Origin of the sequence: Bradyrhizobium sp. WBAH42 (genome assembly GCF_024585265.1) — a bacterium.
Taxonomy (GTDB): domain Bacteria; phylum Pseudomonadota; class Alphaproteobacteria; order Rhizobiales; family Xanthobacteraceae; genus Bradyrhizobium.
In genome coordinates, this window is sequence record NZ_CP036533.1 from 1106484 (window position 1) to 1132539 (window position 26056).

Genomic DNA, 26056 nt, shown 5'->3' on the forward strand with positions numbered 1-26056 from the left:
GCCGCGTCGAGCGACGCGGCTTTGACGGTCTTCTCGCGAGCTCCTCGATCAGCGCGTCACGACCACCGTCGTGCCGACGGAGACGCGGCCATAGAGATCGGTGATGTCGTCGTTGAGCATGCGGATGCAGCCATAGGAGACGAAGCCGCCGATCGAGCCCGGCACGTTGGTGCCGTGGATCGCATATTCACCGCCGGCGAGCGTCATCGCCGCAACGCCCATCGGGTTGCGCGGCGAGCCGCCCGGAATGACGTCGGGCATGTTCGGTTTGTCGCGCTTCACCTCGGCGGGCGGCGCCCAGGCCGGATTGAGATATTTGCCGTCGATCCGCGTCGTGCCGGCCCACTGCTTGCCGGCCTTGCCGACGCCGACCGGATAGCGCACGGCCTGGCCGTTGCCGAGGATGAGATAAAGCCGCCGCTCGCTGGTTTTGACCACGATGGTGCCCGGCGAATAGTCGGCCAGGTGTGACCCCACCATTTCCGGCCGCGCCTGCGCCGCCGTCGACGTCAAGGCCCCTGCCGCGATGGTGGCGGCCAGCGCCACCGCAATCCTCATCGACATCGATGCTTCCCCTTAACCCCAAACGGATCGTCCAAAATGACGCAGAACCCGGCAATCGCCGCCGCACCAAGCCCTCGTCGATGCTCATTCTTAACCGCGCCCGTTAACCCAATGGTTTCCACGCGCGGCTGCCGAGGGCCGGCCAGCAGGGGGAACAAAGGAAATGTTCGAAATAAAGTAAATGACCTGAAAACAACACTCGGCGGGAAAGATGCCGGCGCACCACCGCGCCCGCTGACAAGAGCGTGAGGGTGTGAATCGCTGTTGTCTTTTGGGGGCTGACGCGAAAACTAGTCTCGTGTCCCGGACGCGCTGCAGCGTGAAACGCTGCTGCGCAGAGCCGGGACCCAGCAAGCCACACGCTTGTCGTTAGATGGGCCCCGGCTCAGCAGCTCACCGCTGAAGAAGCGCTGCGCTGCGTCCGGGGCACGAGCTTGCCTTACGCTGACTTCTTGTTCTGCCGGTTCTTGACGAGATCATCGACGACGGCAGGATCGGCGAGTGTCGAGGTGTCGCCGAGGCTCCCCGGCTCGTCCTCGGCGATCTTGCGCAGGATGCGGCGCATGATCTTGCCGGAGCGGGTTTTTGGCAGGCTCGGGGCGAACTGGATCTGGTCGGGCGAGGCGATCGGACCGATCTCCTTGCGCACCCAGGTCACGAGCTCCTTGCGCAGCTCGTCGGTCGGCTGCACGCCGGCCATCAGGGTGACATAGGCGTAGATGCCCTGACCCTTGATGTCGTGCGGGAAGCCGACGACGGCCGCTTCCGACACCTTCTCATGCGCCACCAGCGCGCTTTCGACTTCGGCGGTGCCCATGCGGTGGCCGGAGACGTTGATGACGTCGTCGACGCGGCCGGTGATCCAGTAATAGCCGTCGGCATCGCGGCGGCAGCCGTCGCCCGTAAAATACTTGCCCCTGTAGGTCGAGAAATAGGTCTGCTCGAAGCGAGCGTGATCGCCATAGACCGTGCGCATCTGGCCCGGCCAGGACCGCGTCAGGCAGAGGTTGCCGGTGGTCTCGCCTTCCAGCACCTTGCCGTCGGCATCGACGATTTCGGGCATCACGCCGAAGAACGGCTGCGTTGCCGAGCCCGGCTTCAGCTTGGTGGCGCCCGGCAGCGGCGTGATCAGGATGCCGCCGGTCTCGGTCTGCCACCACGTATCGACGATCGGGCAGCGGTCGTCGCCGACGACGCGGTGATACCATTCCCAGGCTTCGGGATTGATGGGCTCGCCGACCGAGCCGAGCAGGCGGAGCGAGGCGCGCGAGGTCTTCTTCACCGGCTCATCGCCGCTCTGCATCAGCGCGCGGATCGCGGTCGGCGCGGTGTAGAAGATGTTGACCTTGTGCTTGTCGATGACGTTCCAGAACCGCGAATTATCCGGATAATTCGGCACGCCCTCGAACATCAGCGTCGTCGCCCCGTTCGCCAGCGGTCCGTAGAGAATGTAGCTGTGGCCGGTGACCCAGCCGACGTCGGCGGTGCACCAGTAGATGTCGCCGTCGTGATAGTCGAAGACGTATTGATGCGTCATCGAGGCGAACACGAGATAGCCGCCGGAGGTGTGCAGCACGCCCTTGGGCTGGCCGGTCGAGCCCGACGTGTAGAGGATGAACAGCGGGTCCTCGGCGTGCATGTGCTCGACCGGGCATTCCGTGGTCACCATTGCCGCGGCCTCGTGGTACCAGAGGTCGCGCGTCGGGTTCATGTCCACCTTGGCGCCGGTGCGCTTGACCACGACGACCCAGTCGACGCCGTCGGCTTTACTGAGCGCGGCATCGACATTGGCCTTCAGCGGCACCTTCTTGCCGCCGCGCAGGCCTTCGTCCGCGGTGATGATGACCTTGGACTGGCAATCGTTGATGCGCTGAGCAAGGCTGTCGGGCGAGAAGCCCGCGAACACCACGGAGTGGATCGCGCCGATCCGCGCGCAGGCCAACATCGCATAGGCGGCCTCGGGGATCATCGGCAGGTAGATGGTGACGCGGTCGCCCTTCTTGACGTTGCGGGTGCGCAGGATGTTGGCCATCCGGCACACCTCGTCGTGCAGCTCCTTATAGGTGATGTGCTTGGACTGCGAGGGATCGTCGCCTTCCCAGATGATCGCGGTCTGGTGGGCGCGCGCCGGCAGATGCCGGTCGATGCAGTTATGGGCGACGTTGAGGATTCCGTCCTCGAACCATTTGATCGAGATGTTGCCGGGCGCGAAGGAGACGTTCTCGATCTTCGTCGGCGCCTTCATCCAGTCGATGCGCTTGGCCTGCTCCGCCCAGAAGCCGTTCGGGTCCGAGATCGAGCGGGCGTACATCTCCTTGTACTTGGCCTGGTCGACCCAGGCGCGCTTCGCCCACTCCGCGGGGACGTCGTAGATCTTCTCGGACATGCTTCCCTCCACATGCGGCAAGCTCAGGCAATGCCGACAGCATCGTTTGACGGATTATGCGTCGGGCTAACCGGACCCGACAAGGAGCACAAGCTGGACCTTCGGCGGGCAGCCGGCCATGCGGAGGATCAAGGTCCGGAAGGCCCGCTGTCGCAATTCTGAAACAGGCCGACAGGCGCCTTTCGGCTCTTGACCCAGGCCGCCAGAAGGGACGCCGCAGAGCCCCTATGCGTCAGTCGGAGGTATTTAGGAACCGTTCCCCACTGATTCGGGACTCGCAATAGCGTTCGGAACACCCTAAATGGCCAACCCGGGTCCAAAGAGACCCTTCGGAACAAAAATCAGAACAGCGGCATTGATCGATAACAGACAGGGCTAAGGCATAAGACCATGATGGATCAGCAGAATCTCGGGACGATGCGGCCCGCTTCAGCCGATCCTGCAGCCATTGCCCTGGCCAAGGCCCTCGGACAATGGCCGAAACCGACCGGTTTCAGGCGCCCGAGCCCGAAGAAGACCTACGACACGGCGCCTGCGGCGACGGTCGAGGCCCTCGCCAAGGAGCTGGGCTTGCGGCTCGGCGACCAGAACGAGCTGACCATCCGCCGTATCAAGCGCGGCAAGGGCTATTCCTTCGTCCGTCCCAACGGCGCGCATATCCGCGACGCCCGCACCATCCGCCGGCTGCACGCCATGGCGGTGCCGCCGGCCTATCGCGAGGTGCGCTACTCCGCCGATCCGAACTCGCACCTGCAGGCGGTGGGCCGCGATGCCGCGGGCCGGCTGCAATATCGCTATCACGCCGATTGGGAGAAGGTCCGCGAGCAGCGCAAGGCGCATCGCCTGGCAAAGCTCGTCGGCGCGCTGCCGAAAATCCGGCGCAAGGTCTCGGCGTTCCTGTCCGGTGACGAGCCGACGCGCGAGTTCGCGCTCTCGGCCGTGATCGAGCTGATCGCGCGTACCGCGATCCGTCCCGGCAATGAATCCTACGCCCGCCTCAACGGCACCCGCGGCGCCACCACGCTGCTGAAGTCCAACGTCACGCTGGAAGACGATTGCTTCGTGCTGACCTTCAAGGCCAAGGGTGGCAAGGCGGTGCGCAAGGAGTGCGACGCCGCCAAGCTGGTGCGCGCCATCGGCATTTTGCAGAGCGTTCCCGGCAAGCGCATGTTCCAGTATCGCGATGCCTACGGCATCGTGCGCGCGGTCAACACCACCCAGGTGAACGCGTTTCTGCGCGAGATCGCCGGCATCAAGATTTCGCTGAAGGATTTCCGTACGCTGATGGCGTCCGCCGTCGTGGTGGAATCGCTGTCGCGGATCACGCCGGCGAGCAGCCAGCGCGGCCGCAAGAAGCAGGTGCTCGACGCGATCCGCGCCGCCGCCGACCAGCTCTCCAACACGCCGGCGATCTGCCGCAAGAGCTACGTCCACGACACCATCGTCACCGCCTTCGAGGAGGGCATCCTCGAGCGCTTCGCCGCGACCATGAAGGGCCAGCGCTCGCAGGCGAGGCGTGAACAGCTGCTGGCGCAGGTGGTGGCGACCGCAGCGGTGTAACGGCGCGCCGCACTCTCGTAGGGTGGGCAAAGCGAAGCGTGCCCACCATTTGCTCATGGTGAAAGGTGGTGGGCACGGCGCGAAGGGCGCGCGTTTGCCCACCCTACCGAGCGCTACTTCTTTTCTGACACACCCTTGTCCGGACCGGGATCGCCGCCCGCGGCTGCGATCGTGAGCCGCTCCAGATAGTGCGCCCATCCCGTCGCATGCGCGGCGGCCTGCGCTTCGTTCGGCAGGCCGCTATGGGTCATGCGCAGCAGCGTGCCGCCGTCCTGCTCGATCAGGTCGATCTCGATCAGGCTCGAGCCGGGCGGAACTTCCTGGCCGCCCTCCCAGCCGAACGTGTAGGCCAGACGATGCACCGGCACGACCTCGCGGAAGACACCGCGGGCGACACCGCCGCGCGGGCTGACGCCCTTGAGCAAATAGAGCCCGCCGGGATACGGCTCGGTGGTCGCATCCGAGCCCATCCAGCTCAGGATCTTTTCGGGGTCGGTGAGATAGGCGAAGACGGTGGCGCGCGGGGCCGCGATCTGGGTCTCGCGTCGCACTATGAACGGCTCGGGCATCGGCGATCATCCCTGGTCTGACGATGGGACATGGCGGCGGCCCGGCGCTCCGTCAAGGATTGCCCGTGACAAAGACGGTCCGCCTTCGTCATCATCGGGCCATGCACCTCTCTTCGACCCTCGCCTGGCTCCTCGATGCCGCCTCGGATTGTCCCGGGGCCGACCGCCTGCTCGCGGAACTCGGCGCGCATCTGGTCGCCGACGGCGTGCCGCTCGAGGCAGGCGCCTTGACGCTGGCGGTGCCGCATCCGCTGATCGCGAAACGGACCTGGCTGTGGCGTGCCGATAGCGGCCAGGTGATCGAAGCGCTCGGCTTCGCGCCGGGCGGCCTCGCGCCCGATCCACCCAACGACGCCGGCCGTCGCTGGCTGCGCGACAGCGCGCGCGGGCAGGTGCATGAAGATGTCGCCGGACGGCCCGATGGGCCGCTGCTCGGCTGGATCGGGCCGCGTCCGTTCACGGCGGATGAGATCGAGCAACTACGTCAGGCCGCGCGTTTCGCCGCGACGCCGCTTGCCGTGCTCGCCGCCCGCGCCACCTTGCGGGCGACGCTCGATGCTTACCTCGGCACGCGCAGCGCGGAGCGGGTGCTCGCGGCGCCTCTGCGCCGCGATCTCGGCGAGACCATCCAGGCCGCGCTGCTCTATGCGGATTTGCGCAATTTCACGAGCCTGTCGGAGACCACACCGCCGGCCGACGTCATCGCGGCGCTCGACGCCTGGTTCGATCGCATCGCCGGCGCGGTTCACGCCTTCGGCGGCGAGGTGCTGAAATTCATCGGCGACGGCGTGCTCGCGATCTTTCCGGTGCTCGAGGCGTCGCCGCGCCGCGCCTGTGACGCTGCTCTGCGTGCTGCAGGCGCAGCCGAGGCCGGGATGGCGTACCTCAACAAGGAGCGCCGCGCGCAAGGATTGCCGCCGCTGTCGTTTGGCGCCGCGCTCCATCTCGGCGAGATGCTTTGGGGCAATATCGGCGCCGCCAACCGGCTCGACTTCACCGCGATCGGCCCCGCGGTCAATCTCGCCAGCCGCCTAGAGGGATTGTGCAAGCCGCTGGGCCGGACCGTGCTGGTCTCGGGCGCGGTCGCTGCAGAGACGGAGATGCCGCTAGTCGCGCTCGGGACGCATGCGCTGCGCGGCATTGCCGCGCCGTGCGAGGTGTTTGCGTTGCCAGATCTGTAGGATGGGCAAAGGCGCGCTTTACGCGCGCCGTGCCCACTATTCCACCGCGAGCTTTCATCCTGAATGGTGGGCACGCTGCGCTTTGCCCACCCTACAGATCCAGGGCAAGATGCGACTAAACCCCGCCCATCTTGCAGACGAGCTTCCATTCCTCCGCCGTCACCGGCTGCACCGAGAGGCGCGAATATTTCACCAGCGCCATGTCCGTGAGCTTCTTCTCGGCCTTGATTGCGGCCATCGTCACCGGCGTCTTCAGGGGCTTGTCGGCCTTGATGTCGACGCAGACGAATTTGCCGGTCTTGTCGGTTGGATCGGGATAGGCCTCCTTGATGATCTCGGCGATGCCGACGATCTCCTTGCCCTCGTTGGAATGATAGAAGAACGCCTTGTCGCCCTTCTTCATGTTCACGAGGTTCTGGCGCGCGGTGAAATTGCGCACGCCGGTCCAGGCTTCGCCCTTGGCGCCCTTCGCAACCTGCTGGTCCCAGGACCACACCGACGGTTCGGATTTCACGAGCCAGTACGCCATGCTTATTCCTCTGCCTTGAAGGGGCGCGTCATCAGCCCCGAGATCGCGGCATCGATCGTGCTTCGGCCGCTCAGGATGGATGCGACCGCCTCCGATACCGGCAACTCTATGTTTTGCGAAGCGGCGAGCTCGATCAGCACGGGGGCGGTGAACTCGCCCTCGGCGAGCTTGCCGGCGGGAGGCTGCTCGCCGCGCCCGAGCGCGAGGCCGAGCGCGAAGTTGCGCGATTGCGGGCTCGAGCAGGTCAGGATGAGATCACCGAGGCCAGAGAGGCCGGTGAGCGTCTCGCGGCGTGCGCCGAGCGCGCGGCCGAGGCGCGTCAGCTCGGCAAAGGCGCGGGTCGTGAGGGCCGCCTGCGCGGAGGCGCCGAGCTTGCGTCCGACCGCGATGCCGACCGCGATCGCCAGCACGTTCTTGGCGGCGCCGCCGATCTCGACGCCGCGGATGTCGGTGGAGTGATAGGGGCGGAATGTCGGCGAGCCCAGCGCCTGCACCAGGCTGCTGGCCAGCGCCTCATCGCTTGCCGCCAGGGTCACTGCCGTCGGCAGGCCACGTGCGACGTCGTCGGCAAAGCTCGGCCCCGACAGGATCGCGGGCTGCGCGTGCGGCGCGGCCTCGGCGATCACCTCGGTCATGAACTTGTGGGTGCCGTGCTCGATGCCCTTGGCGCAGGCGACGATCGGCATTGGCTTCGTGATGTGCGAGGCCAGCATGTTGACCGCGCCGCGCAAATGTTGCGCCGGTGTTGCGATCAGCAGCATGTCCGCACGCGTGGCAAGCGACAGATCGCTCGTGACGACGATCTCAGGCACGAGCTGGACGCCAGGCAGCCTTGGATTGTCACCCGTCGATGCGATCCGCGCGGCATGCTCGGCATTGCGTGCCCACAGCGTCACGTTTCGCCCGGCTCGCGCCGCCACCGTCGCCAGCGCCGTGCCCCAGGCGCCCGCGCCGATTACTGCGACGGATTGCGGCGCGGTCATCGCTAATATCCCGCCCGCGTCTTGCCGTAACCCGCGGGCGCCGTCGCGTTGGCGTCGAGCAGCCAGCGTGCGCGCGGCTGCGCGTCCATCGTGTCGGTCAGGCCGAGCGCGAGGCGCTCGGCGCCGGCCCAGCCGATCATGGCGCCGTTGTCGGTGCAAAGCGCGGGCGGCGGCATGATCAGCTGCGTCCCGGCCTGCCTTGCGACATCATCAAGGGCGCCGCGGATCGCCTGATTGGCGGCGACGCCGCCGGCGGCGACCAGCGCGCGCGGTGCGCCGAACTGCTCGCGGAAAAGCCTGAGGCCGACGCTCAGCCGGTCGGCCGTCGAATCCAGCACGGCGGCCTGGAAGCTCGCGCAGAGATCGCTGATGTCCTGCGGCGTGAGCTCGGTCAGCCGGCTCGCTTCGATGCGCACCGCCGTCTTCAGTCCCGACAGCGAGAAATTGGCATCCGGGCGTCCCTGCATCGGCCGCGGAAACGCAAAGCGCGTGGCATCGCCGCCTGCCGCCGCGCGCTCGACCTGCGGGCCGCCGGGATAGGGCAGGCCCAGCATCTTCGCGACCTTGTCGAAGGCTTCGCCGATGGCGTCGTCGACCGTGGTGCCGAGCCGCACATATTGGCCGACGCCGGTGACTGCGACGATCTGGGTATGGCCGCCGGAGGCGAGGAAGAGGCAATAGGGAAATTCGATACCGTCGGTGAGGCGCGGCGTCAGCGCATGCGCTTCGAGATGGTTCACGGCGACCAGCGGCGTGTCGTGCACCATCGCGATCGCCTTCGCGGTGGTGAGCCCGACGATGACGCCGCCGATCAGCCCGGGCCCCGCGGCCGCCGCGACGCCGTCGAGCTGGGCATAATCGATGCCGGCCTCGGCCATGGCACGGTCGATGATCCCGTCGAGCACGTCGACATGCGCGCGCGCGGCGATCTCCGGCACCACGCCGCCGAAACGGGCATGCTCCTCGATCTGCGACCGCACGATGTTGGACAGGATCTTGCCGCTGCCGTCGGCCGCGCGTTCGATCACGGCCGCAGCGGTCTCGTCGCAGGTGGTTTCGATGCCCAGCACCAGCATTGGCGAATTGTTATCCAATTTGCGCCCTTGCGCTCATCCGTAAAGCAGAGTTCTGGTACGTCCGGTAGCATCCCGGGGTCGTCTTGCGCAATCGTCACGCGCAGCCGTTCTGGTCAATGCGTCACCGCCAAATGGTCCGGGAACACCAGCGATGTCCATTCTCGTCACACGGCCGCATCCCGACAACGAGGCGACGGCGGACAATCTGCGCGCACGCGGGCATGCGGTGCTGCTTGCGCCGGCGCTCAAGCTCGAGCCGGTCGCCTTCCAAGGCGAGAGTGGCGTTTCCTATGATGCCGTTCTCGTCACCTCGGCCAACGCGATCCGCACCGTGGCGTCGCAATTGCCGGACCTCGGTCTGTTGCAGCTGCCTTTGTTCGCGCTCGGCGAGCATACGGCTGCTGCGGCGCGCGAGGCCGGTTTTGCCGAGGTGATCGTCGCCGGCGGCGATGCCGCGTCCTTGCGCGACAAGGTGATGCAGAGCGCGCGCGACAAGGTGCTGAAGAAAAAGAGCGCGCTGCTGTATCTCGCCGGCGCGGATCTGTCGCGCGACCTCGGCGGCGAGCTCGGTGCGGAAGGTTTTCGCGTGTTGACGCGGACGACCTATCGCATGGCGCCGGTGAAGCATTTGCCGCGCGAGGTCTGCGAAGGCTTTGCCGCCCATGGGATCGAGGCGGTGCTGCACTACTCCCGGCGTAGCGCGCGTGCGTTCCTCGATGCGGCGCGGGACGAAGGTGTCGAAATTTCGGCGCTGGCGATTCCGCATTGCTGCCTGTCCGAGACCGTTGCGGGCGTGCTGCGCGAGGCCGGCGCGTCGCAGGTTCTGGTGGCCGCAACGCCGGACGAAACTGCCTTATTCGACTCCTTGGAGCGTGCGTTGCGCACCCGTTTGGCGTAAAGGTCGGGCCGAATCCGACGCAATCTGATCCACCCTGGTATGGAAGTGTGAGGAACCGTCACGATGGCCGACGATAAGCCTGAAGACGCTGGATTGGCGCCCGATCCGGGTCGTGCCAAGCGCACCCCGCCCACCATCGACCTCGAGGCGACGGAAGTCTCGACCCAGCCGCAGCAGGTCGCCGGCGAGCCCGAGCCGTCCGAGCATGTCGCGCAGGAGCAGGCCAGGGTGGAAGAGCCCGGCTCGGAAGAGCTCAAGGCCGAGCCTCAGCCCGAATCGGCAGAGCAGCAGGCGTCGGCGGCGGCGCTCGTATCGGCGCCGATCTCCCCCTGGGTCGTTGCACCGTTCTCCGGCGCGGTCGCAGCTGCGGTCGTGATCGCGGTCGGCTGGATGCTGGGCTGGCCGGCGGTACAGGCCCCGCCGGCCGCGCCGCAGGTCACCAATGCGACCGTCGATGCGCTGAGCGGACGCGTTGCCGCGGTCGAAGCCAAGGCCGCCAAGCCCGCGGCCGATCCGGCCCAAGTGACGCGAATCGATGCGTTGGAGAAAGCGGCGAGCGCCCTGCGCGGCGACATCGCCAATTTGCGCGCGCAGTTCGACAAGATGGAGAGCGCGCTGAACGATACGAAATCCGCGCCGCCGACTGCCGCGCCCGATCTTGCCGCGCTCGCCGACCGCATCGCTCAGCTCGAGCGCGCCAGCAAGACCGAGCGGGCCGAGCTCGCGCAGCAGGGCGAGAAGATCGCCGAGGCCAAGACGATGGACGACAAGCCGCTCCGTTATGTGGTGGCGGCGTCGCTGCTCGACGTTGCCGTTCGCCACGGCGATCCCTATCAATCGCAATTGGCCGCGGCGCGGTCGCTGACGGCCAAGCCCGACATGCTCAAGCCGCTCGAGGCGTTTGCATCGTCCGGCATCCCGACGTCGGCTGCGCTGAGCCGCGAGCTCCTCAACATCGTGCCGAAGCTGTCGCCGCCGGCTGAAGCTCCGTCGAGCGAGGCCGGCATTGTCGAGCGTCTCCAGGCCGGCGCCTCAAAGCTCGTGCGGATCGAGCGCACCGACGGCGTCGGCAACGATCGCGGCGCCATCGTGTCGCGCGTGACGGCGGCGGCGCTCCGCAGCGATTTCGCCGAGGCGCGGCGCGAGCTGAAGACGCTGCCCGTGGCAGATCGCGCCGCGGCACAGGCCTGGCTCGACAAGGCCGACGCCCGCGACGCCGCGCTCGCCGCGTCCCGCAAATTCGCCGACGATGCCATGGCGGATCTCGCCAAATCTACTCAATAAGATTCGCGCAACAATCGGCGCGTATAGGGATCGACCATGCTTCGCATCGTCCTCTTTCTCGTCTTGATCGCACTGGCGGCGGTCGGCGCGGCCTGGGTTGCCGACCAGCCCGGCGATCTCGTCCTGACCGCGGGCAGCTTCCGCATCTCGACGACGCTGCCGAGGTTCGTGTTCCTGCTCGGGCTCTTTGCCGCTTCCGTCGTGCTGGTCTGGAGCATCCTGACGACGATCTGGCGCATGCCGGGGCGCTTGCGCCGCCGGCGTCATGACAAGCGCCATGCCCGCGGCCGTCACGCCATCACCCATGGCCTGCTCGCGATCGGCCATGGCGATCCCGCGCTCGCGCGCCGGCACGCCGAGGCGGCACGGCGGCATGCACCGAACGATCCGCTCGCGCTGCTGCTGCACGCGCAGTCGGCGCAGCTCGAAGGCAATCGCGACGAGGCGCAGCGCGTCTTCCGCGTCATGGCCGAGCGCGAGGATACGCGGCTTCTCGGCCTGCGCGGTCTATTCATCGAGGCGCAGCGCGCCGATGATGCGGTCGGCGCCGTGATGATCGCGGAGGAAGCCATCAAGCTGTCGCCGTCCGCGACCTGGGCCTCGCACGCGGTGCTCGGCTTCCGCTGCGCGCGCGGCGACTGGAGCGGCGCGCTCGCGATCCTCGATTCGAATCTCTCCGCGGGCCTGATCGACAAGCAGACCTATCGCCGGCAGCGCGGCGTGCTGCTCACCGCGCGTGCGCTGGAGCTGGAAACGATGGACCGCGACGTCGCGCGGGAGAGCGCGATGGAAGCGGTCAAGCTCGCCCCGACCCTGGTGCCGGCGGCCGTGCTCGCGGCAAAATTCGAGAGCGAGGCGCATCAGGTGCGCCGCGCCATGAAGATGGTGGAAGCCGCCTGGCTCGCCAATCCGCATCCCGATCTTGCGGAAGCCTATGCGCATGTGAAGCTCGGCGATACCGCATGGCACCGCTTGCAGCGGGTGGAGACTCTCGCCGCGAAGACCCCCGCCGACAAGCCCGGTTATGTCGAAGGGCAGCTCGCCATCGCGCGCGCTGCGATCGAGGCCTCGGAGTTCGCCCGCGCGCGCGAGGTGCTCGCGCCTTATCTCAAGGATCCGACCCAGCGCGTCGCGCTGCTGATGGCCGAGCTCGAGCGCACCGAGCATGGTGACGGCGGCCGAGCCCGCGCCTGGACCTTGCGCGCGGTGCGCGCCCGCCTCGATCCCGCCTGGACCGCGGACGGCTATGTCAGCGACCGCTGGCGTCCGGTCTCCCCGGTCACCGGCCGCCTCGATGCGTTCCAGTGGCAGACGCCGGTCGCGAGCCTGCCCTCGGACAGGGGCCCCACGCTCGAATCCTCCGCCTTCGAGGAAGCCATGCTGGCCGCTCCGCCGGCGAAGCGGGTGACTGCGGTTCCCAGCGAGGCCTCGGTGGAACCGCCGGAGGTGGCCCCGGTGCCGGCACCGGCCGCGCAGGACAATTCACCCCCTCCGGCCAAGGAGGCCGCGAAGGAGGTTGTCAAGGAAGCTCCCAAGGAAACCGCGGAGCGAGCTGCGAAGGAAACTGCGGAGATCGACGAGCCGGCCGTCACACCCGCTGAGCCGGCGAATCCGGCTCCGCCGCCCGCTGAATCATCGCCTCCGGCGGCAACGCCCGTCTTCCGGACCCGGGCCGACCTCAGTAAGCCCGCCTCGGCGCCGATCCAGACCGTCATTCCGATCGTCCGTGCACCCGACGATCCCGGGATCGACGACGAGGGCCCAAGCGATGAATTTACGGAACAAATCGGCACGCCCAAAGCCCACGCAAAGGCCCAGGCGGGCGGCTGGCGCGGATTCTGGTCCCGCTGGGGCGCGTGAGCCGCATTTCGCCCCCGGCTTGTCCTTGCCAATTCGGGCCATGCCCGATATCAGGAGCGCGCGTATCGGGGCCGGCATTGCTTCGGTCTCGGCAGGTTCGCCGCAATAGCTCAGTCGGTAGAGCACGTCATTCGTAATGACGGGGTCGGGGGTTCGAATCCCTCTTGCGGCACCAGCACCCGATTCGGATCCTCCAATCTTGCTGTCATGCCTGGGCTTGGGCATCCACGTCTTCGCCCGATCCAGACACGCAAAATGGCCGGGACAAGCCCGGCCATGACGCAAGAGTTTGGATTGATCGCGCTTACTGCGACACCGTCTGCACCACGCTCGCGATCGGGCGGGTGTTGGTGCCCGCGGTCGGCACCTTCATGTCCTTCATCAGCGCCTCGTCATATTCCGGCAGCGTCTGGAAGGTCGTCTTGGCCTTCATCTGCACGACCTTGTAGCCGCCGGCCTTCAGCCGCGCGAGCAGCGTCGGCAGGGCGAGGCCCGTGTTCTTCTGGAAGTCGTGCATCAGGATGATGCCCTTGCCGAGCTTGTCCAGCCTCGTCATCACGGTCTCGACGATCTTCTCCGGCGTCGCGCCCTTCCTGAAGTCGAAGGAATCGATTTCGGTCGAGAACATCGCGACGTTGCGGGTGCCGAAATAGCTCACCATCGCGGGATTGTGCTGCAGCTGCGGAAAGCGGAAGAACGGCGCCGGATTGGTGCCGAGCGCGAATTTCACCGCGCTGAAGCCCTTCTCGACCTCGTCCTTGACCTGCTGCTCGGTCAACTTCTTGCTGTTCAGATTGACATGCGACCAGGTGTGCGTGCCGACCGTGTGGCCCTGGGCCAGCACCTGCTTCAGGATCTCCGGATGGTAGGTCGCGTGCTTGCCGACCGAGAAGAACAGGCCCTTGGTGCATTCGTCCGCGAGCGCCTTCAGCACCGTAGGGGTGTTGACCGGCCACGGACCGTCGTCGAAGGTCAGCACGACCTCCTTCTCGGTCAGGAAGTCGAACTGCTTGAAATGCTCGAAGCCGAAGCCGGGGCCGCCCGTCGTGTCGATCTCGACGACGCGGGACACACCCAGCGCGTTCGGATTGGTGCAGACCTGTTTCGGCTGCATCGGCATGACCGGCGCAGGTGCCGGAGCGGCTGGCTTGGCCGCGACGGTCGCGGTGGTCTCGACGTCGTCCTTCGCGGCGAGCTTCGCCTGTGCCGGCAATGGGTCGGCGACACGGGCGGCAACTGTCTTCGGAGCGCCCTGGTCGGCGCGCGTGGAATAATAAAACCAACCGCCGGCGGCGATCACGACCGCCGCAACTACACTGGCCAGCATCAGGCCCAACGCATTACGCATCGCTAATCTTTCCAATTACGCAACCAAACCGGCGGAATTTCCCGCGCGACGAGCCATTAATGCGAACCAAGAGTTAACGTGACACCAACACGACAGCGGTTGCGGTGGAATTTCAGTAGGGTGCGCCAAAGTGACCGAGATCACAGAGAGTGGGTCTCCCGTGACTGTCATCACAGTGGAAACGGTTTTGCCGGAGCATCGTAGCTCCCATCGATAACGGGCCCGCTGAGGCGGTGCCAATGGGAGCTTCAAATGACCAAGTCGTTTACCAGCAAGATCCGCGATACCAGCCTGGCCCTGGGCTTTGCCGCCATCGTCTCGATCGCTTCGACGAGCGCGAGCTTCGCCTTCACGGCTGAGGCGCAGCAGATGTGCACGGGCGATGCCTTCCGTCTCTGCTCGGCGGAGATCCCCAACATCCCGAAGATCACGGCGTGCATGATCAAGCATCGCTCGGACCTCAGCGCCGGCTGCCGCGCGGTGATGGACAAGGACCTCGCCAAGGGCGCCTCGCGCAAGGTCGCTGACGCCCGGGACAGCCAGTAAGAGCGCACGCAACAACGATCGTCGCGCTGGTCAGCTCCCCCTCGCGATGTGCCCCGGTGTCACGCCGGGGCCACGCGGTGGCTTGCCTCCAGCCCGGCAATAAAGCCGTTGCAGCCTCCGGATCGTCGCACTAGCTTCGCCCGCACTTTCTTCCGGGTAGAGGCATTACGCGATGACCAGATTTCTTTTCATTCTTCCTTTGCTCTTGTGCGCATCGGCAGCATCAGCGCAACAGCAGCCCGGCCATGATGCCTGCGCGCGCGATGTCAGCCGCTTCTGCCGCGCCGTGATGAACAATGGCGACGGCGCCGTGCTCGCCTGCCTGAAGCAGAACCGCACCCGGCTCAGCAAGGGCTGCGACAAGGTGCTGACGGATCACGGGCAGTAAACACATCCTCGTCATTCCGGGGCGCGCCGTAAGGCGCGAGCCCGGAATCCATTTCTCCACGCTCATGCTGCTCGATGGATTCCGGGTTCGCGCTTCGCGCGCCCCGGAATGACCAGAATTACGTACTGCTCCCGGCCGCGACCACCGGCAGCACCTCGCTGTTGGCGCGGTCCGGCGTTTCGTCCTTCCAGCGCACCGAGCCGAATGGACGCTCCAGCATGCGGCGGATCCGCACCGGCTCGGGGCCGATGTGGAAATCGATCGCCTGCTGATGCAGCGCGCGTTCGGACTGGGTCGAACGGTTGCGCTGACGCAAATAGTCGAGCCAGGTCGGGCAGTGATAGCGCTCGGTCCACAGCTCGGGGTCGGCGATGTCGCGCGCGATCGACCAGCCATAGGCGCCGTTGCGCTGGCGGGAGAGCTGCACGTCCTGCATGACGTTGTGGAACGCGCGCGCATTCTCTTGCGCGACCCGGTATTCGATCTCGACCACCAGCGGTCCGCTGCGTCCGGTCAGCGACAGCTTCACCTCGGGATCGGCCAGCACGTCCGCATCCTCGTTGCGCGCGCCGACGCGTGGCATCGCTAGCCAGATGCCGAGCAGCGGCGAGACCAGCATCAGGCCTGCCGCGGTCAGCAGCGCGATCTCGACGCCGGCATAATCGGTGAGATGGCCCCAGCCCCAGGCGCCGATCGCGATGCCGCCGGAGATCGAGGCCTGGAACGCGGCGAGCGAGCGGCCCGCGACCCAGCGCGGCGCCGAGAGCTGCACGCCGATGTTGAACAGCGCGATCGCAGCCATCCAGACCGCGCCGGCCAGGACCAGCGCGGTTGCCGTCAGCACCGGCTCCGTGCTCAAAGCGAGGGCGGCCATGGCGAAGGCCATCGAGATGGTGCAGGCGCGGATCGCGGCCTCGCCGCTCATGCGCTTGCGCAATTCGTGGATATTGAGTGCGCCGATCACTGCGCCCATGCCGAAGGCGCCCAGCATGATGCCGTAGGTCTGTGCGCCGCCATGCAGGAGGTCGCGCGCGACCAGCGGCATCAGCGCCATCACCGCGCCGCCGATCAGGCCCATCACCAGCGTGCGCAACAGCACGATCTTGATCGGCGGCGAATTCGTGATGTAACGCACGCCCGAGACCATGGCGCGGTTGAGCTTTTCCCGCGGCAGGCGCGACGGCTCGTTGCTGCGGCGCCAGAGCAGCAGCACCACAAGCAGCGGCAGATAGAGAATCGCATTGCAGGCGAACGCGGCCACCGCGCCAAGTGCAGCGACGATGACGCCGCCGACCGCCGGACCGAAGCTGCGCGCGATGTTGTAGCTGATGCCGTTGAGCGCCACCGCGGACGCCAATGCCTCCGGCGGTACCTGTTCGCTGACCGAGGACTGCCAAGCCGGGCCGAACAGCGCATTGCCGCTGCCGACGACGAAGCAGAAGGCGAGCAGCAATTCGGGGGTGATCAGGTTGAAGCCGGCCAGCACGGTGAGCGCGCTCGCGCCGATCAACGCGACCGACAGCGAAATCACGCTGACGATGCGACGGTCATACATGTCGGCGATGGCGCCGGCGGGCATCGAGATCAGCATGATCGGCAGCATCAAGGCGGTCTGCACCAGGGCCACCTTGTCTGCCGAGGCCGCCATCTGCGTCATCGCCCAGGCCGCGCCCACGCCCTGGATCAGGAGGCCGAGATTGGAGAGCAGGCTGGCGAGCCAGATCCGCCGGAACACGGTGTACCGCAGGGGCGCAGTGATGCCGTCGGCGGCCATTTTCGGGCGGTTCGGCTGCTCGGTCATATCCCCTTCCATGTCGGATGGCAGAAGTGGTCGTGGTGATTCCGGCCAATTCAGTGATGCCCGCGAAAGTCCTTCGCTGTCCAGTGCTTAGGCCGCTATAAGCAGTGCAAAGAGGCGGGCTGCCGGGAGGAACAGATGAAGCTGTCGCGACGGACGATTTTGCAAGGGGCTGCGAGCGCGCCTTTCGCACTTGCGAGCTTGCGGACGGACGCGCTTGCCCAGACCGCGCCCGCCGCCGCGGCGGGCACCGAGCTGCCGCCGATTCTGTTCGTCCACGGCAATGGCGATTACGGCGCGCTCTGGATGACCACCTTGTGGCGGATGGAGTCGAATGGCGTCGCACGCGATCGCATGATGGCGATCAATTTCACCGACCCCCTGGCGCGCAACGACGACAAGGTCGAGCAGGCGGGCCGCTCCTCGACCGAGGACCAGCGCCGTGAGCTTGCTGCCGCCATCGCTGAACTGAAGCGCCGCACCGGCGCGCCTCGCGTGGCGCTGGTCGGCAGCTCGCGCGGCGGCAACGCCATCCGCAACGTCATCAGGAACGGCGGCGCCGGCGATGTCAGCCATGCCGTGCTGTGCGGCACGCCCAATCACGGCGTGTTCGCGACCGACGACCAGCCCAACAACGAGTTCAATGGCCGCGGCACGTTCCTGCGCAGCCTGAACGAGGGCGAGAGCGAGGTGACTCCGGGCGTTGCCTTCCTCACGCTGCGCAGCGATGGCATGGACAAATATGCGCAGAGCGACGGCCGCTTCATCGGCAAGCCCGGCACGCCGACCAATGTCACGGCCGAAGGGCCGGAGCTGAAGGGCGCCACCAATCTCGTACTCGGCGCGCTCGACCATCGCGAGGTGGCTTTTCACCCGCGCGCGTTCCGGGAGATCTACAAGTTCATCGCCGGCCGTGAGCCTGCGCGCATCGCGATCGCGCCGGAGGCCAGTGTGACATTGAGCGGCCTGGTCACCGGCACGCCGGGCGGCGCGCCGACCAATCGCCCGGTCGCGGGTGCAACCGTCGATGTCTTCCGTGTCGATCCTGATACCGGTGAGCGCAAAGCCGGTGTGCTGCACAACTCGAAGACGGGCTCCGATGGCCGCTGGGGGCCGGCGCAGGTCGATCCCGCCTGGTCGCTCGAATTCGTGCTGACCTCGCCGGATGCGCCGACGACGCACATTTATCGCTCGCCCTTCCCGCGCTCGTCCGAGGTCGTGCATCTGCGGCCTGCGCGCCCGCTCGGGCCGGCCGACAAGGACGCCGGCGCCGTCGTGATCATGTCGCGTCCGCGCGGCTATTTCGGCCTGCCGCGCGACGTGGTGCTGCTTGACGGCAAGGAGCCGGCCGACGTCAAGCCGGGCGTGCCCACGGATGCGGCAGCAACCCTGCGGCTTCCCGCCAGCGAGGTTGGACGTAACATCGTCGCCCAATTCGGCGAAGAACGAATTGTGGCACGCGCCTGGCCTGCGTCCGAGAACCGGATTGCCATTGCCGAGCTGACTTACTAGCTATTTACCTGTCCCACCCTGCGGGAGAGAGCCATGAATATCGCCAGCGTGCGTCGGCCCATCATCCCTCCGGCTCCCCCGCGTGCGCCCGACGATATGTCGTTCTTCGGCCGGCTCGCGGTTATCCGGCAGAACATGATCGCGACCTGGGGACAGCGCGCCTATGAGGAAGAGGTCATCCCGGGCCGCTTCTTCTTTCGCAACAGCTTCATCCTGAACCAGCCGGACGCGATCCGGCACGTCCTGCTCAGCAATTACGAGAACTACACGCGCACGCCGGCCGGCATCCGCATGCTGCGCCCCGTGCTCGGCGACGGCCTTCTGATCGCGGAAGGTCATTCCTGGACGTTCCAGCGCCGCACACTCGCGCCGGCCTTCACGCCGCGCGCGACCGCGAACCTCGTTCCGCATATGACGGCGGTGCTCGACGAGACCATCGCCAGGCTGGACGCGAAAACCGGGGAGCCGGTCGACCTGCGCCAGATCATGCAGCGCATGACGCTGGAGATCGCCGGGCGCACGATGTTCTCGTTCGGCATGGACCAGCACGGCGCGACGCTGCGCGACTTCATCATCGAATATGCCGCGCGGTTGGGGCGTCCCTATTTCCTCGACATGGTGCTGCCGGTGTCCTGGCCGAGCCCGATGGATTTTGCCCGCGCCCGTTTCCGCAAGCGCTGGACCGAGTTCGTGGCCATGCTGATCGCCGAGCGGCGGAAGGCCGGCAAGAAGGACGGCGCGCCGCCGCGCGACCTGTTCGATCTCATGGACGAGGCACGCGATCCCGAAACGGGCAAGGGCTTCTCGGACGAGCAGCTCGTCGACGAGGTCGCGACCATGATCCTCGCCGGTCACGAGACCACGGCAACGGCGCTGTTCTGGGCGCTCTACCTGCTCGCGCTCGATCCTGAAACGCAGGATGAGGTGGCGTCCGAGACCCGCGGCGAGCATCTCGACAGCATGGCCGACATCGATCGCCAGAAATTCACCCGCGCGGTGATCGACGAGACGATGCGGCTCTATCCGCCGGCCTTCCTGGTCGCGCGTGCCGCGCGCGACAAGGACAACGCGGCGGGCGTCGAGATCGGCAAGGGCGACATCATCATGATCGCGCCTTGGCTGTTGCACCGGCACGAGAAGCTGTGGGATCAGCCGAACGCCTTCATTCCAAAGCGCTTCATGTCGAAGGAGGCACCGGACCGTTTTGCTTACCTGCCGTTCGGCGCGGGTCCGCGCGTCTGCATCGGCGCGCCGTTCGCCCAGGCCGAATCCGTGCTGGCGCTGGCGCGGCTGATCGGCGCATTCCGTGTCGAGCTCGCCGACCCCGCGACCGCCGTGATCCCGCTTGGCGTCGTCACCACCCAGCCGGACCACTCACCCATGTTCCGCATCACGCGTCGGTGACAGGCGCGCGTCTGGCCGTTGGCGTGAACCACCCTAGATAGAGTTTCGCCATGAGCGACATCCAGGCCCAGTTCTCCGTTCTGAAGCAGACCGCCGACCCAGAGGTGGTCGATGCGATCGCGCAGCTGATCGCCAATGGTCATGATCGCGATCTCAACCGTATCAATGTGCTCGATTTTGCCGATCGTACCGGGCTCGATCAGGAGAAGGTCATTTCCGGATTCCTGCATGCCTCACGGCTCGGCCTGTTCGACATGAGCTGGAACGTGCTGTGTCCGGGCTGCGGTGGTGTCTTGGGCGCGCATGCAACGTTGAAATCGCTGAAGCACGAGGACTACAACTGCGCTCTCTGTGCGGCCGGATACGAGGCGTCCGTCGACGAGATGGTCGAAGTCGCCTTCACCGTCAGTCCGCGGGTCCGCCGCATCGGGGCTCACGATCCCGACACGCTGCCGATCTGGGAGTATGTGCGACAGATGTTCTGGAGCTCGGGTGTCGACATCAACGAGGAATCGTTTTCACGGCTGATCAACGAAGTGACGCTTGAAGCACTCGAACTGCCTGCGGGAGAAAAGGCGATCCTCTCGCTGAACCTGCCCAGCCAGTTCATCATCGTTTTCGAGCCGGTCACCCATTCCGCACACTTCCTGGATGTCCAGGGTGAGCCGACCAGCGAACGCCAGCAGCTTTCGATCATGTTCAACAAGCTGGAGGCGCCCACGGGGACCACCGTGATGCGTCCCGGACCGCTGCGTCTCACGCTCGAGAACCAATCAGGCAATCGCGTGTTGCCGTCGGTCTGGATTGCCGCCGACGCGTTGCATGAGATGATCGGCAAGCGCAAGCCGATCCTGACCGCCAAGCGGATGCTTTCCAATCAGACCTTCCGTGACGTCTTCAAGGCCGACAATCTCAACGTCGACCAGCGGCTGAAGATCACGTCCCTGACGTTCCTGTTCACCGACCTGAAGGGCTCGACGGCCTTGTACGAGCGCGTCGGCGATCTCAGTGCCTTCGATCTCGTGCGAGCGCATTTCCGTGCGCTGCTGGAGATCATCGCGGCCGAAAAGGGCGCGGTGGTGAAGACGATCGGCGATGCCGTCATGGCGACCTTCGTCAGGCCCGAGCACGCCATCACCGCGGGACTGCACATGCGTGCAGCCATGGACGAATTGAACAAGCAACGCGGCGCCAACGATCTCATTCTCAAGATCGGCATCCATGAAGGCCCCTGCCTTGCGGTGATGCTCAACGAGCGGCAGGATTATTTCGGCCAGACCGTCAACATCGCCGCCCGCGTGCAGAGCCTGTCGACCGCGCAGGAGATCCACATCACCGGCCCGGTGCTCGACGTGCCGGCGGTTGCCGAAATCCTTCAACAGCGCGAGATCAAGCCGATTCAGAAACAGGCCGCGCTCCGCGGCATAGCCGACAAGATGGTGGTGTACGAGATACCGTGAGACCAGCGGAATTTGCCACCATCTCCGTCATTGCGAGGAGCTCGCGACAAAATTGCGAAGCAATTTTGCGCTGATGCGACGAAGCAATCCAGGCTGCCTCAGCGGAAAGATTCTGGATTGCTTCACTGCGCTCGCAATGACGCTGTAGACGCAGATGGGTGATACATCCTCCATCGTCATGGCCGGGTCGGCCCATGTCATGAGGCCGAAGGCACCTCCCAGATTGCCGAAACGTAATGCGCGCGCGGAACTGACGCACGTTGCGGCGGTTGAGTTTCCCGCTCATATAATGCTGGTAACGGCCGCGCTCCTTGCGGCGTCATCGATCTCGGTAGGACCTATGCTCGACGGCTTGCGTCAATTCATCGCCGACATTGTCGGCCCCCAAGCCCAGGACCGCGCCTTCGGCGACAGCGATTATCGGCTGGCCGCGACCGCGCTGCTGGTCCATGTGGTCTCGCTGGACGGCCAGCCCAGCGCGGCCGAGCAGCGCAAGCTGCACAGCCTGATCGAAAGCCATTTCGGGCTCGACCGCGGCACCGCTGACCGTCTGATCGCGGATGCCACCCAGGTCGAGGGTGAGGCCGTCGACCTCTATCACTTCACCAGCGTCATCATGCGCTCGCTCGACGAAGCGGGCCGCAAGCGGATCGTGCAGATGATGTGGGAGCTGGTCTATGCCGACGGAGAGGTTAGCGAGTTCGAGGACAATGTGGTCTGGCGCGCGTCCGATCTGCTCGGCATTTCCCAGCGCGACCGCATCGAGCTGAAGCACGCCGTTGCGGAGCGTGCCGGTGGCCAGGTCAAGGATCGCGCTGTCGGACCTGTCCCCGGCGGATTGCCTGGCCTGCGCGCCACATGACGAAACTTTAATGTAAGCCGGGCGGCCCCGCTTTTGCGGATTCGGCTGCAAATACCGGTCTTTGCTGATCCCCTGTCGCCTTCTCAAGCAGCCATGCTGCCTGCGCCGCTTGCGTGGCGCGTACGGCCTATGCTCTCGTTCAGCCATTGCCGGGGCCACAGACTTCAATTCAAGAGACTTCGATCGTGACTGAGCGGGTAACGTTGATCACCGGTGCCTCGGCGGGCATCGGGATGGAGCTGGCGCGTGTGTTTGCCGCCAATGGACATCGCCTCGCATTGACCGCGAGACGGGTGGATCGGCTCGAAGCGCTCGCGAGCGAGCTCGCCGCCAGGGGCGGCAAGAAGCCGATCGTGATCGCCTGCGACCTCGAGAACGCGGATGCCGGCGAGAGGATCGCCGCAGCACTTGCCGCCGAGGGCGTCGAGCTCGATCATCTCGTCAACAATGCCGGCTTCGGCGTGTTCGGCGATGCCATCGAGCGCGATCGCGACACGCAGCTCGGCATCGTCGACGTCAACGTCCGGGCCCTGACGGATCTGTCGCTGCGCTTCGCCGATCAACTCGTCCGGAACAAGGGTGGTCTTCTCAATGTCGGCTCGGTTGCAGGCTTCCTGCCCGGCCCCGGCATGGCGGTCTACTACGCGTCCAAGGCCTATGTGATCTCCTTCACCGAAGCATTGCGGGCGGAGCTCGCGCCCCGCGGCGTTCGCGTCACCGTGCTTTGTCCGGGCCCGGTGCCCACGGAATTCCAGGCCCGCGCTGGTGTTGGCTCGCAACATGATACGGCCATGCTCAACGTTTCTGCCGCCGAAGTTGCGCGGGAGGCGTATCGCGGCCTGATGGCCAACAAACGGGCAGTGCTGCCGGGTTTCGGCATCAAGATTGTGCCGTTCGCGCTGCGCTTCTTTCCGCGTGGCTTCATCCTGGCCGCCACCAGCCGGTTCCAGAGGCAGCGGCGCTGAACAACGCCGCCCGCGTCCGTAGTGGCCCGGAGCTTGCTTCAAGCACGCGGCGTGTGTGCGCAAACTCACACGATGTTAACTATCGCTTAGCTATGCTGGCGGTCTGAACCGATAGCACTCGCAGAGGCCATGTCATTCCGGACGGACAGGTTTGGTGGCGCAGAGGTGGTCGCCTTCCCACAGAGGGCGCCGCGCGCCGCCGCCGCTGAAACCCGGCTGCCGGTTCTGATCGTCCTGCATCAGGAGTGCTCGACGCCCGGCCGCGTCGGCAATGCGCTGCGCGCGCTCGGCCATCGCCTCGACATCCGCCGTCCCCGCTTCGGCGATCCCCTGCCCGAGACGCTCGATCAGCACGCCGGCGCCGTGATCTTCGGCGGCCCGATGAGCGCCAACGATCCCGACGATTACATCCGTCGCGAGATCGACTGGATCGAAATTCCGCTCCGCGAACAGCGGCCGTTGCTCGGCATTTGCCTCGGTGCGCAGATGTTGGCGATGCAGCTCGGGGCCCGTGTCGCGCCGCATGCGCAGGCGCTGACGCAGATCGGCTACTATCCGATCAGGCCGACCGCCGCAGGCCGCGCGCTCTGCCCGCATTGGCCGGCGCAGGTCTATCATTGGCATCGCGAGGGCTTTGAGCTGCCGCTCGGCGCCGACTTGCTCGCCGAAGGCGATGATTTCCCGGTGCAGGCGTTCCGCGCCGGCAATGCTTTCGGTGTGCAGTTCCACCCCGATGTGACCTACGCGATGATGTGCCGCTGGACCACGCGCGGCTACGACGGCTTCAGCGCGCCTGGGGCGCGGCAGCGGCATCATCACTTCGCGGATCGTGCCGTCTACGATGTCGCCGAACGCGCCTGGCTCGATCGCTTCATTGATGGCTGGCTGGAGCGCCGGCCGGTGCTGGCGCAAGCCGCCGAGTGATCGCGCCTTCGCGCAAGTCCTTGCCTCTTCCCTGAATATGCTAGGCTCTCTGCAAACGATCGCGCACCAATGCGTGCCGGCAAGCAAGGGAGAGCGCCGTGGCCTACGAACACATTCTCTATGAGGTGAGCGACAAGATCGCGACCATCACGCTCAATCGCCCCGATCGCATGAATGCATGGACGCCGATCATGGAGCGTGACGTGCGCCACGCGATGGAGGCGTCGAACGCCGACGACAATGTCCGCGTCATCGTCCTCACCGGCGCGGGCCGCGCCTTCTGCGCCGGCGCCGACATGGATGCGCTGAAGGGCCTCGATCCCAACGACGTCAGGCGTGCCTCGAACCTGCCGCCGTTCGACATGAATCGCCGGCCGGACTGGCAGACGCGGTACGGCTACTATCCTTCGATCAAGAAGCCGGTCATCGCGATGCTGAATGGCGCCACGGCCGGCATCGGCCTCGTGCATGCGCTCTATTGCGACCTGCGCTTTGCCGCCGACAACACCGTGTTCACCACCGCCTTCGCGCGGCGCGGCCTGATCGCCGAGCACGGCATCAGCTGGATGCTGCCGCGCATCGTCGGCCACGCCAATGCGCTGGATCTGTTGCTCTCGGCGCGGCGCGTCTCCAGCGATGAGGCGTTGCGGATGGGCTTGGTCAACCGGCTGTGTTCGCCGGAGAAGCTGCGCGAGGAAACCTATGCTTACGCGCGCGATCTCGCCGATTTCGTCTCGCCGAGCGCGATGGCCGTGATCAAGCGCCAGCTCTACGAGGTGCCGTTCCAGACGCTGGCCGAGGCGACGATCGAGGCCAACCGCGAGATGATGGTGGCGTTGAACGGGAGCGATTTCCGCGAGGGTGTAGCGAGCTTCATGGAGAAGCGGCCGCCGAGGTTTACGGGGAGGTAGGGGATTCGGAGGGAGCCCGGCTCCGCCCTTCGGGCTACGCCGCGGCAGCCCTCGCTGGCTTCGCTGCGATAGAGTTCGACGTGGCTTGCCGAGCCGAAGCTGGCGAAGCCAGCGAAGGCTGGTGGAGCCAGGCGGGATCGAACCGCCGACCTCGTCATTGCGAACGACGCGCTCTCCCAGCTGAGCTATGGCCCCTTTGCTGGCCGCTCTGGTGAACGCGGCCGACAACCGGGCGCCATTTAAGTCCCCGCCAAGGTCAAGTCAAGGACGCGTGTAACCGGGTTTTAGCCATCCGGGCGCCGACTTCCCTTGTTTGGGCCGGGGGGAACCGATATCTAGCAAACGGGGCGTCAATCCCGACCGAGCCAGAGTTTTCAAAAGCCAGAGGCCTCAAAAGCCATGCGTGCCGTTCTCGACATCGTCATCATCGTGCTCGATCTCTACGTCTGGCTGCTGATCGCCTCCGCGATCCTGTCCTGGCTGATCGCCTTCAACGTGGTCAACACCCGCAACCAGTTCGTCTCGGCAGTGGCGGAGTTCCTGTACCGGATCACCGAGCCCCTGCTTGCGCCGATTCGCAATTTCCTGCCCAGTCTCGGCGGTCTCGACATCTCGCCGATCATCCTGATCCTGATCATCATGTTCATCGAGCGGGTGATTCTGTACTACATCTACCCGAACGTGATCTAAGCGGGCGGGAGCGCCTTGGTTGCCAACAAGGAGCCTTGGCGCTACTCGGCCGCAGGGATCAGCATCGCGCTGCGGGTGACGCCGCGCGGAGGCCGCGACGACGTCGACGGGATCGAGCAACTTTCGGATGGCCGCAGCGTGCTCAAGGTGCGGGTGCGCGCCATCGCCGATGGCGGCGAGGCCAACAAGGCCGTTCTGCTGCTGCTGGCGAAATCACTCGACGTGCCCAAGGCCAGCGTGAAATTGCTATCCGGAGCCACGTCGCGGCTGAAGCAGATCGCGGTCGACGGCGATCCGGCGCGGCTCGGCGAAGCCCTGCGCCAGCTTGTATCGGCCAAATCGAAGGACTGAGGGAACT

Annotated in this window: 24 protein-coding genes and 2 tRNA genes; 17 read left to right on the top strand and 9 right to left on the bottom strand. The window is 66.1% G+C overall.

What is annotated here, in order from left to right; genetic code table 11:
• Window positions 1–48: 48 nt before the first annotated feature.
• Window positions 49–564, bottom strand: coding sequence for a L,D-transpeptidase (locus DCG74_RS05225; RefSeq protein WP_172787872.1), 516 nt, complete (start codon window positions 562–564; stop codon window positions 49–51).
• Between the two features lie 439 nt (window positions 565–1003).
• Window positions 1004–2950, bottom strand: a complete 1947-nt coding sequence (gene acs / locus DCG74_RS05230; RefSeq protein ID WP_172787873.1) for an acetate--CoA ligase — start codon at window positions 2948–2950, stop codon at window positions 1004–1006.
• Between the two features lie 390 nt (window positions 2951–3340).
• Here acs and DCG74_RS05235 point away from each other — a divergent pair, with 390 nt between their 5' ends.
• Window positions 3341–4510, top strand: coding sequence for a DNA topoisomerase IB (locus DCG74_RS05235; RefSeq protein WP_172787874.1), 1170 nt, complete (start codon window positions 3341–3343; stop codon window positions 4508–4510).
• 113 nt (window positions 4511–4623) lie between these two features.
• Here the strand turns inward: DCG74_RS05235 and DCG74_RS05240 are convergent, their stop codons facing one another.
• Entirely contained in the window at window positions 4624–5079 is a 456-nt protein-coding gene (locus tag DCG74_RS05240) for an SRPBCC domain-containing protein (protein ID WP_172787875.1), read from the bottom strand.
• Window positions 5080–5180: 101 nt separating this feature from the next.
• On the opposite strand from DCG74_RS05240, the gene DCG74_RS05245 reads away from it, so the two are divergent.
• Window positions 5181–6260: an adenylate/guanylate cyclase domain-containing protein gene (locus tag DCG74_RS05245; protein ID WP_172787900.1), complete on the top strand. Its 1080-nt coding sequence runs from the start codon at window positions 5181–5183 to the stop codon at window positions 6258–6260.
• Between the two features lie 115 nt (window positions 6261–6375).
• On the opposite strand, the gene DCG74_RS05250 is transcribed toward DCG74_RS05245, so the two are convergent.
• Genes DCG74_RS05250 through tsaD form a run of 3 tightly spaced genes read right to left on the bottom strand, consistent with a single transcriptional unit; the run spans window position 6376 to window position 8842 of the window.
• Window positions 6376–6789, bottom strand: a complete 414-nt coding sequence (locus DCG74_RS05250; RefSeq protein WP_172787876.1) for an EVE domain-containing protein — start codon at window positions 6787–6789, stop codon at window positions 6376–6378.
• Between the two features lie 2 nt (window positions 6790–6791).
• Complete coding sequence (locus tag DCG74_RS05255) at window positions 6792–7772, bottom strand: NAD(P)H-dependent glycerol-3-phosphate dehydrogenase (RefSeq protein ID WP_172787877.1); 981 nt, start codon at window positions 7770–7772, stop codon at window positions 6792–6794.
• A 2-nt stretch (window positions 7773–7774) separates the two neighbouring features.
• A complete protein-coding gene (gene tsaD / locus DCG74_RS05260) occupies window positions 7775–8842 on the bottom strand; it encodes a tRNA (adenosine(37)-N6)-threonylcarbamoyltransferase complex transferase subunit TsaD (protein ID WP_172787901.1) in 1068 nt (355 codons plus the stop codon).
• 157 nt (window positions 8843–8999) lie between these two features.
• Between tsaD and DCG74_RS05265 the strand changes: the two genes are divergently transcribed.
• The 4 genes from DCG74_RS05265 to DCG74_RS05280 all read left to right on the top strand — a co-directional run bounded on the left by DCG74_RS05265 (window position 9000) and on the right by DCG74_RS05280 (window position 13065).
• Complete coding sequence (locus tag DCG74_RS05265) at window positions 9000–9746, top strand: uroporphyrinogen-III synthase (protein WP_172787878.1); 747 nt, start codon at window positions 9000–9002, stop codon at window positions 9744–9746.
• A 63-nt stretch (window positions 9747–9809) separates the two neighbouring features.
• Entirely contained in the window at window positions 9810–11030 is a 1221-nt protein-coding gene (locus DCG74_RS05270) for a COG4223 family protein (RefSeq protein WP_172787879.1), read from the top strand.
• Window positions 11031–11066: 36 nt separating this feature from the next.
• The gene (locus DCG74_RS05275; protein WP_172787880.1) at window positions 11067–12890 is read left to right on the top strand and encodes a heme biosynthesis protein HemY; all 1824 of its coding nucleotides are present in this window, start codon (window positions 11067–11069) and stop codon (window positions 12888–12890) included.
• A 99-nt stretch (window positions 12891–12989) separates the two neighbouring features.
• Window positions 12990–13065, top strand: a tRNA-Thr gene (locus DCG74_RS05280).
• Between the two features lie 129 nt (window positions 13066–13194).
• Here DCG74_RS05280 and DCG74_RS05285 read toward each other — a convergent pair.
• The gene (locus DCG74_RS05285; protein ID WP_172787881.1) at window positions 13195–14238 is read right to left on the bottom strand and encodes a polysaccharide deacetylase family protein; all 1044 of its coding nucleotides are present in this window, start codon (window positions 14236–14238) and stop codon (window positions 13195–13197) included.
• 252 nt (window positions 14239–14490) lie between these two features.
• Between DCG74_RS05285 and DCG74_RS05290 the strand changes: the two genes are divergently transcribed.
• Together DCG74_RS05290 and DCG74_RS05295 are read left to right on the top strand one after the other, a co-directional pair.
• Window positions 14491–14784 carry a hypothetical protein gene (locus DCG74_RS05290; protein ID WP_172787882.1) on the top strand — a complete coding sequence of 98 codons (294 nt, stop codon included), beginning with the start codon at window positions 14491–14493 and terminating at the stop codon, window positions 14782–14784.
• Window positions 14785–14956: 172 nt separating this feature from the next.
• Window positions 14957–15172: a cysteine rich repeat-containing protein gene (locus tag DCG74_RS05295; RefSeq protein WP_172787883.1), complete on the top strand. Its 216-nt coding sequence runs from the start codon at window positions 14957–14959 to the stop codon at window positions 15170–15172.
• A 118-nt stretch (window positions 15173–15290) separates the two neighbouring features.
• Here the strand turns inward: DCG74_RS05295 and DCG74_RS05300 are convergent, their stop codons facing one another.
• Window positions 15291–16973 carry an MFS transporter gene (locus DCG74_RS05300; RefSeq protein WP_172787884.1) on the bottom strand — a complete coding sequence of 561 codons (1683 nt, stop codon included), beginning with the start codon at window positions 16971–16973 and terminating at the stop codon, window positions 15291–15293.
• A 135-nt stretch (window positions 16974–17108) separates the two neighbouring features.
• Here DCG74_RS05300 and DCG74_RS05305 point away from each other — a divergent pair, with 135 nt between their 5' ends.
• From DCG74_RS05305 to DCG74_RS05335, 7 genes are all read left to right on the top strand, one after another.
• On the top strand, window positions 17109–18482 hold the full coding sequence (locus tag DCG74_RS05305; protein WP_172787885.1) for a hydrolase: 1374 nt from the start codon (window positions 17109–17111) through the stop codon (window positions 18480–18482).
• Window positions 18483–18515: 33 nt separating this feature from the next.
• On the top strand, window positions 18516–19886 hold the full coding sequence (locus tag DCG74_RS05310) for a cytochrome P450 (protein ID WP_172787886.1): 1371 nt from the start codon (window positions 18516–18518) through the stop codon (window positions 19884–19886).
• A 50-nt stretch (window positions 19887–19936) separates the two neighbouring features.
• The gene (locus tag DCG74_RS05315) at window positions 19937–21346 is read left to right on the top strand and encodes an adenylate/guanylate cyclase domain-containing protein (RefSeq protein WP_172787887.1); all 1410 of its coding nucleotides are present in this window, start codon (window positions 19937–19939) and stop codon (window positions 21344–21346) included.
• 340 nt (window positions 21347–21686) lie between these two features.
• On the top strand, window positions 21687–22208 hold the full coding sequence (locus tag DCG74_RS05320) for a TerB family tellurite resistance protein (protein WP_172787902.1): 522 nt from the start codon (window positions 21687–21689) through the stop codon (window positions 22206–22208).
• Between the two features lie 185 nt (window positions 22209–22393).
• Window positions 22394–23173, top strand: coding sequence for an SDR family oxidoreductase (locus DCG74_RS05325; protein WP_172787888.1), 780 nt, complete (start codon window positions 22394–22396; stop codon window positions 23171–23173).
• 129 nt (window positions 23174–23302) lie between these two features.
• Complete coding sequence (locus DCG74_RS05330; RefSeq protein WP_172787889.1) at window positions 23303–24097, top strand: glutamine amidotransferase; 795 nt, start codon at window positions 23303–23305, stop codon at window positions 24095–24097.
• A gap of 98 nt (window positions 24098–24195) precedes the next feature.
• The gene (locus DCG74_RS05335; protein ID WP_172787890.1) at window positions 24196–25008 is read left to right on the top strand and encodes an enoyl-CoA hydratase; all 813 of its coding nucleotides are present in this window, start codon (window positions 24196–24198) and stop codon (window positions 25006–25008) included.
• Between the two features lie 119 nt (window positions 25009–25127).
• Here the strand turns inward: DCG74_RS05335 and DCG74_RS05340 are convergent.
• Window positions 25128–25203: transfer RNA gene (locus tag DCG74_RS05340), tRNA-Ala, on the bottom strand.
• A gap of 204 nt (window positions 25204–25407) precedes the next feature.
• On the opposite strand from DCG74_RS05340, the gene DCG74_RS05345 reads away from it, so the two are divergent.
• Window positions 25408–25698 carry a YggT family protein gene (locus DCG74_RS05345; RefSeq protein ID WP_018645113.1) on the top strand — a complete coding sequence of 97 codons (291 nt, stop codon included), beginning with the start codon at window positions 25408–25410 and terminating at the stop codon, window positions 25696–25698.
• 15 nt (window positions 25699–25713) lie between these two features.
• Window positions 25714–26049: a DUF167 domain-containing protein gene (locus tag DCG74_RS05350; RefSeq protein ID WP_172787891.1), complete on the top strand. Its 336-nt coding sequence runs from the start codon at window positions 25714–25716 to the stop codon at window positions 26047–26049.
• The last annotated feature ends 7 nt before the right edge of the window (window positions 26050–26056 follow it).

Excerpts from the sequence above, each read along its gene's own strand:
- DCG74_RS05240 (WP_172787875.1), bottom strand. The coding sequence starts at position 5,079 with ATGCCCGAGCCGTTCATAGTGCGACGCGAGACCCAGATCGCGGCCCCG.
- DCG74_RS05250 (WP_172787876.1), bottom strand. The coding sequence starts at position 6,789 with ATGGCGTACTGGCTCGTGAAATCCGAACCGTCGGTGTGGTCCTGGGAC.
- DCG74_RS05285 (WP_172787881.1), bottom strand. The coding sequence starts at position 14,238 with ATGCGTAATGCGTTGGGCCTGATGCTGGCCAGTGTAGTTGCGGCGGTC.
- DCG74_RS05295 (WP_172787883.1), top strand. The coding sequence starts at position 14,957 with ATGACCAGATTTCTTTTCATTCTTCCTTTGCTCTTGTGCGCATCGGCA.
- DCG74_RS05330 (WP_172787889.1), top strand. The coding sequence starts at position 23,303 with ATGTCATTCCGGACGGACAGGTTTGGTGGCGCAGAGGTGGTCGCCTTC.
- DCG74_RS05275 (WP_172787880.1), top strand. The coding sequence starts at position 11,067 with ATGCTTCGCATCGTCCTCTTTCTCGTCTTGATCGCACTGGCGGCGGTC.
- DCG74_RS05270 (WP_172787879.1), top strand. The coding sequence starts at position 9,810 with ATGGCCGACGATAAGCCTGAAGACGCTGGATTGGCGCCCGATCCGGGT.
- DCG74_RS05305 (WP_172787885.1), top strand. The coding sequence starts at position 17,109 with ATGAAGCTGTCGCGACGGACGATTTTGCAAGGGGCTGCGAGCGCGCCT.
- DCG74_RS05290 (WP_172787882.1), top strand. The coding sequence starts at position 14,491 with ATGACCAAGTCGTTTACCAGCAAGATCCGCGATACCAGCCTGGCCCTG.
- acs (WP_172787873.1), bottom strand. The coding sequence starts at position 2,950 with ATGTCCGAGAAGATCTACGACGTCCCCGCGGAGTGGGCGAAGCGCGCC.
- DCG74_RS05310 (WP_172787886.1), top strand. The coding sequence starts at position 18,516 with ATGAATATCGCCAGCGTGCGTCGGCCCATCATCCCTCCGGCTCCCCCG.
- DCG74_RS05245 (WP_172787900.1), top strand. The coding sequence starts at position 5,181 with ATGCACCTCTCTTCGACCCTCGCCTGGCTCCTCGATGCCGCCTCGGAT.
- DCG74_RS05225 (WP_172787872.1), bottom strand. The coding sequence starts at position 564 with ATGTCGATGAGGATTGCGGTGGCGCTGGCCGCCACCATCGCGGCAGGG.
- DCG74_RS05315 (WP_172787887.1), top strand. The coding sequence starts at position 19,937 with ATGAGCGACATCCAGGCCCAGTTCTCCGTTCTGAAGCAGACCGCCGAC.
- DCG74_RS05235 (WP_172787874.1), top strand. The coding sequence starts at position 3,341 with ATGATGGATCAGCAGAATCTCGGGACGATGCGGCCCGCTTCAGCCGAT.
- DCG74_RS05255 (WP_172787877.1), bottom strand. The coding sequence starts at position 7,772 with ATGACCGCGCCGCAATCCGTCGCAGTAATCGGCGCGGGCGCCTGGGGC.
- DCG74_RS05320 (WP_172787902.1), top strand. The coding sequence starts at position 21,687 with ATGCTCGACGGCTTGCGTCAATTCATCGCCGACATTGTCGGCCCCCAA.
- DCG74_RS05300 (WP_172787884.1), bottom strand. The coding sequence starts at position 16,973 with ATGACCGAGCAGCCGAACCGCCCGAAAATGGCCGCCGACGGCATCACT.
- DCG74_RS05345 (WP_018645113.1), top strand. The coding sequence starts at position 25,408 with ATGCGTGCCGTTCTCGACATCGTCATCATCGTGCTCGATCTCTACGTC.
- DCG74_RS05265 (WP_172787878.1), top strand. The coding sequence starts at position 9,000 with ATGTCCATTCTCGTCACACGGCCGCATCCCGACAACGAGGCGACGGCG.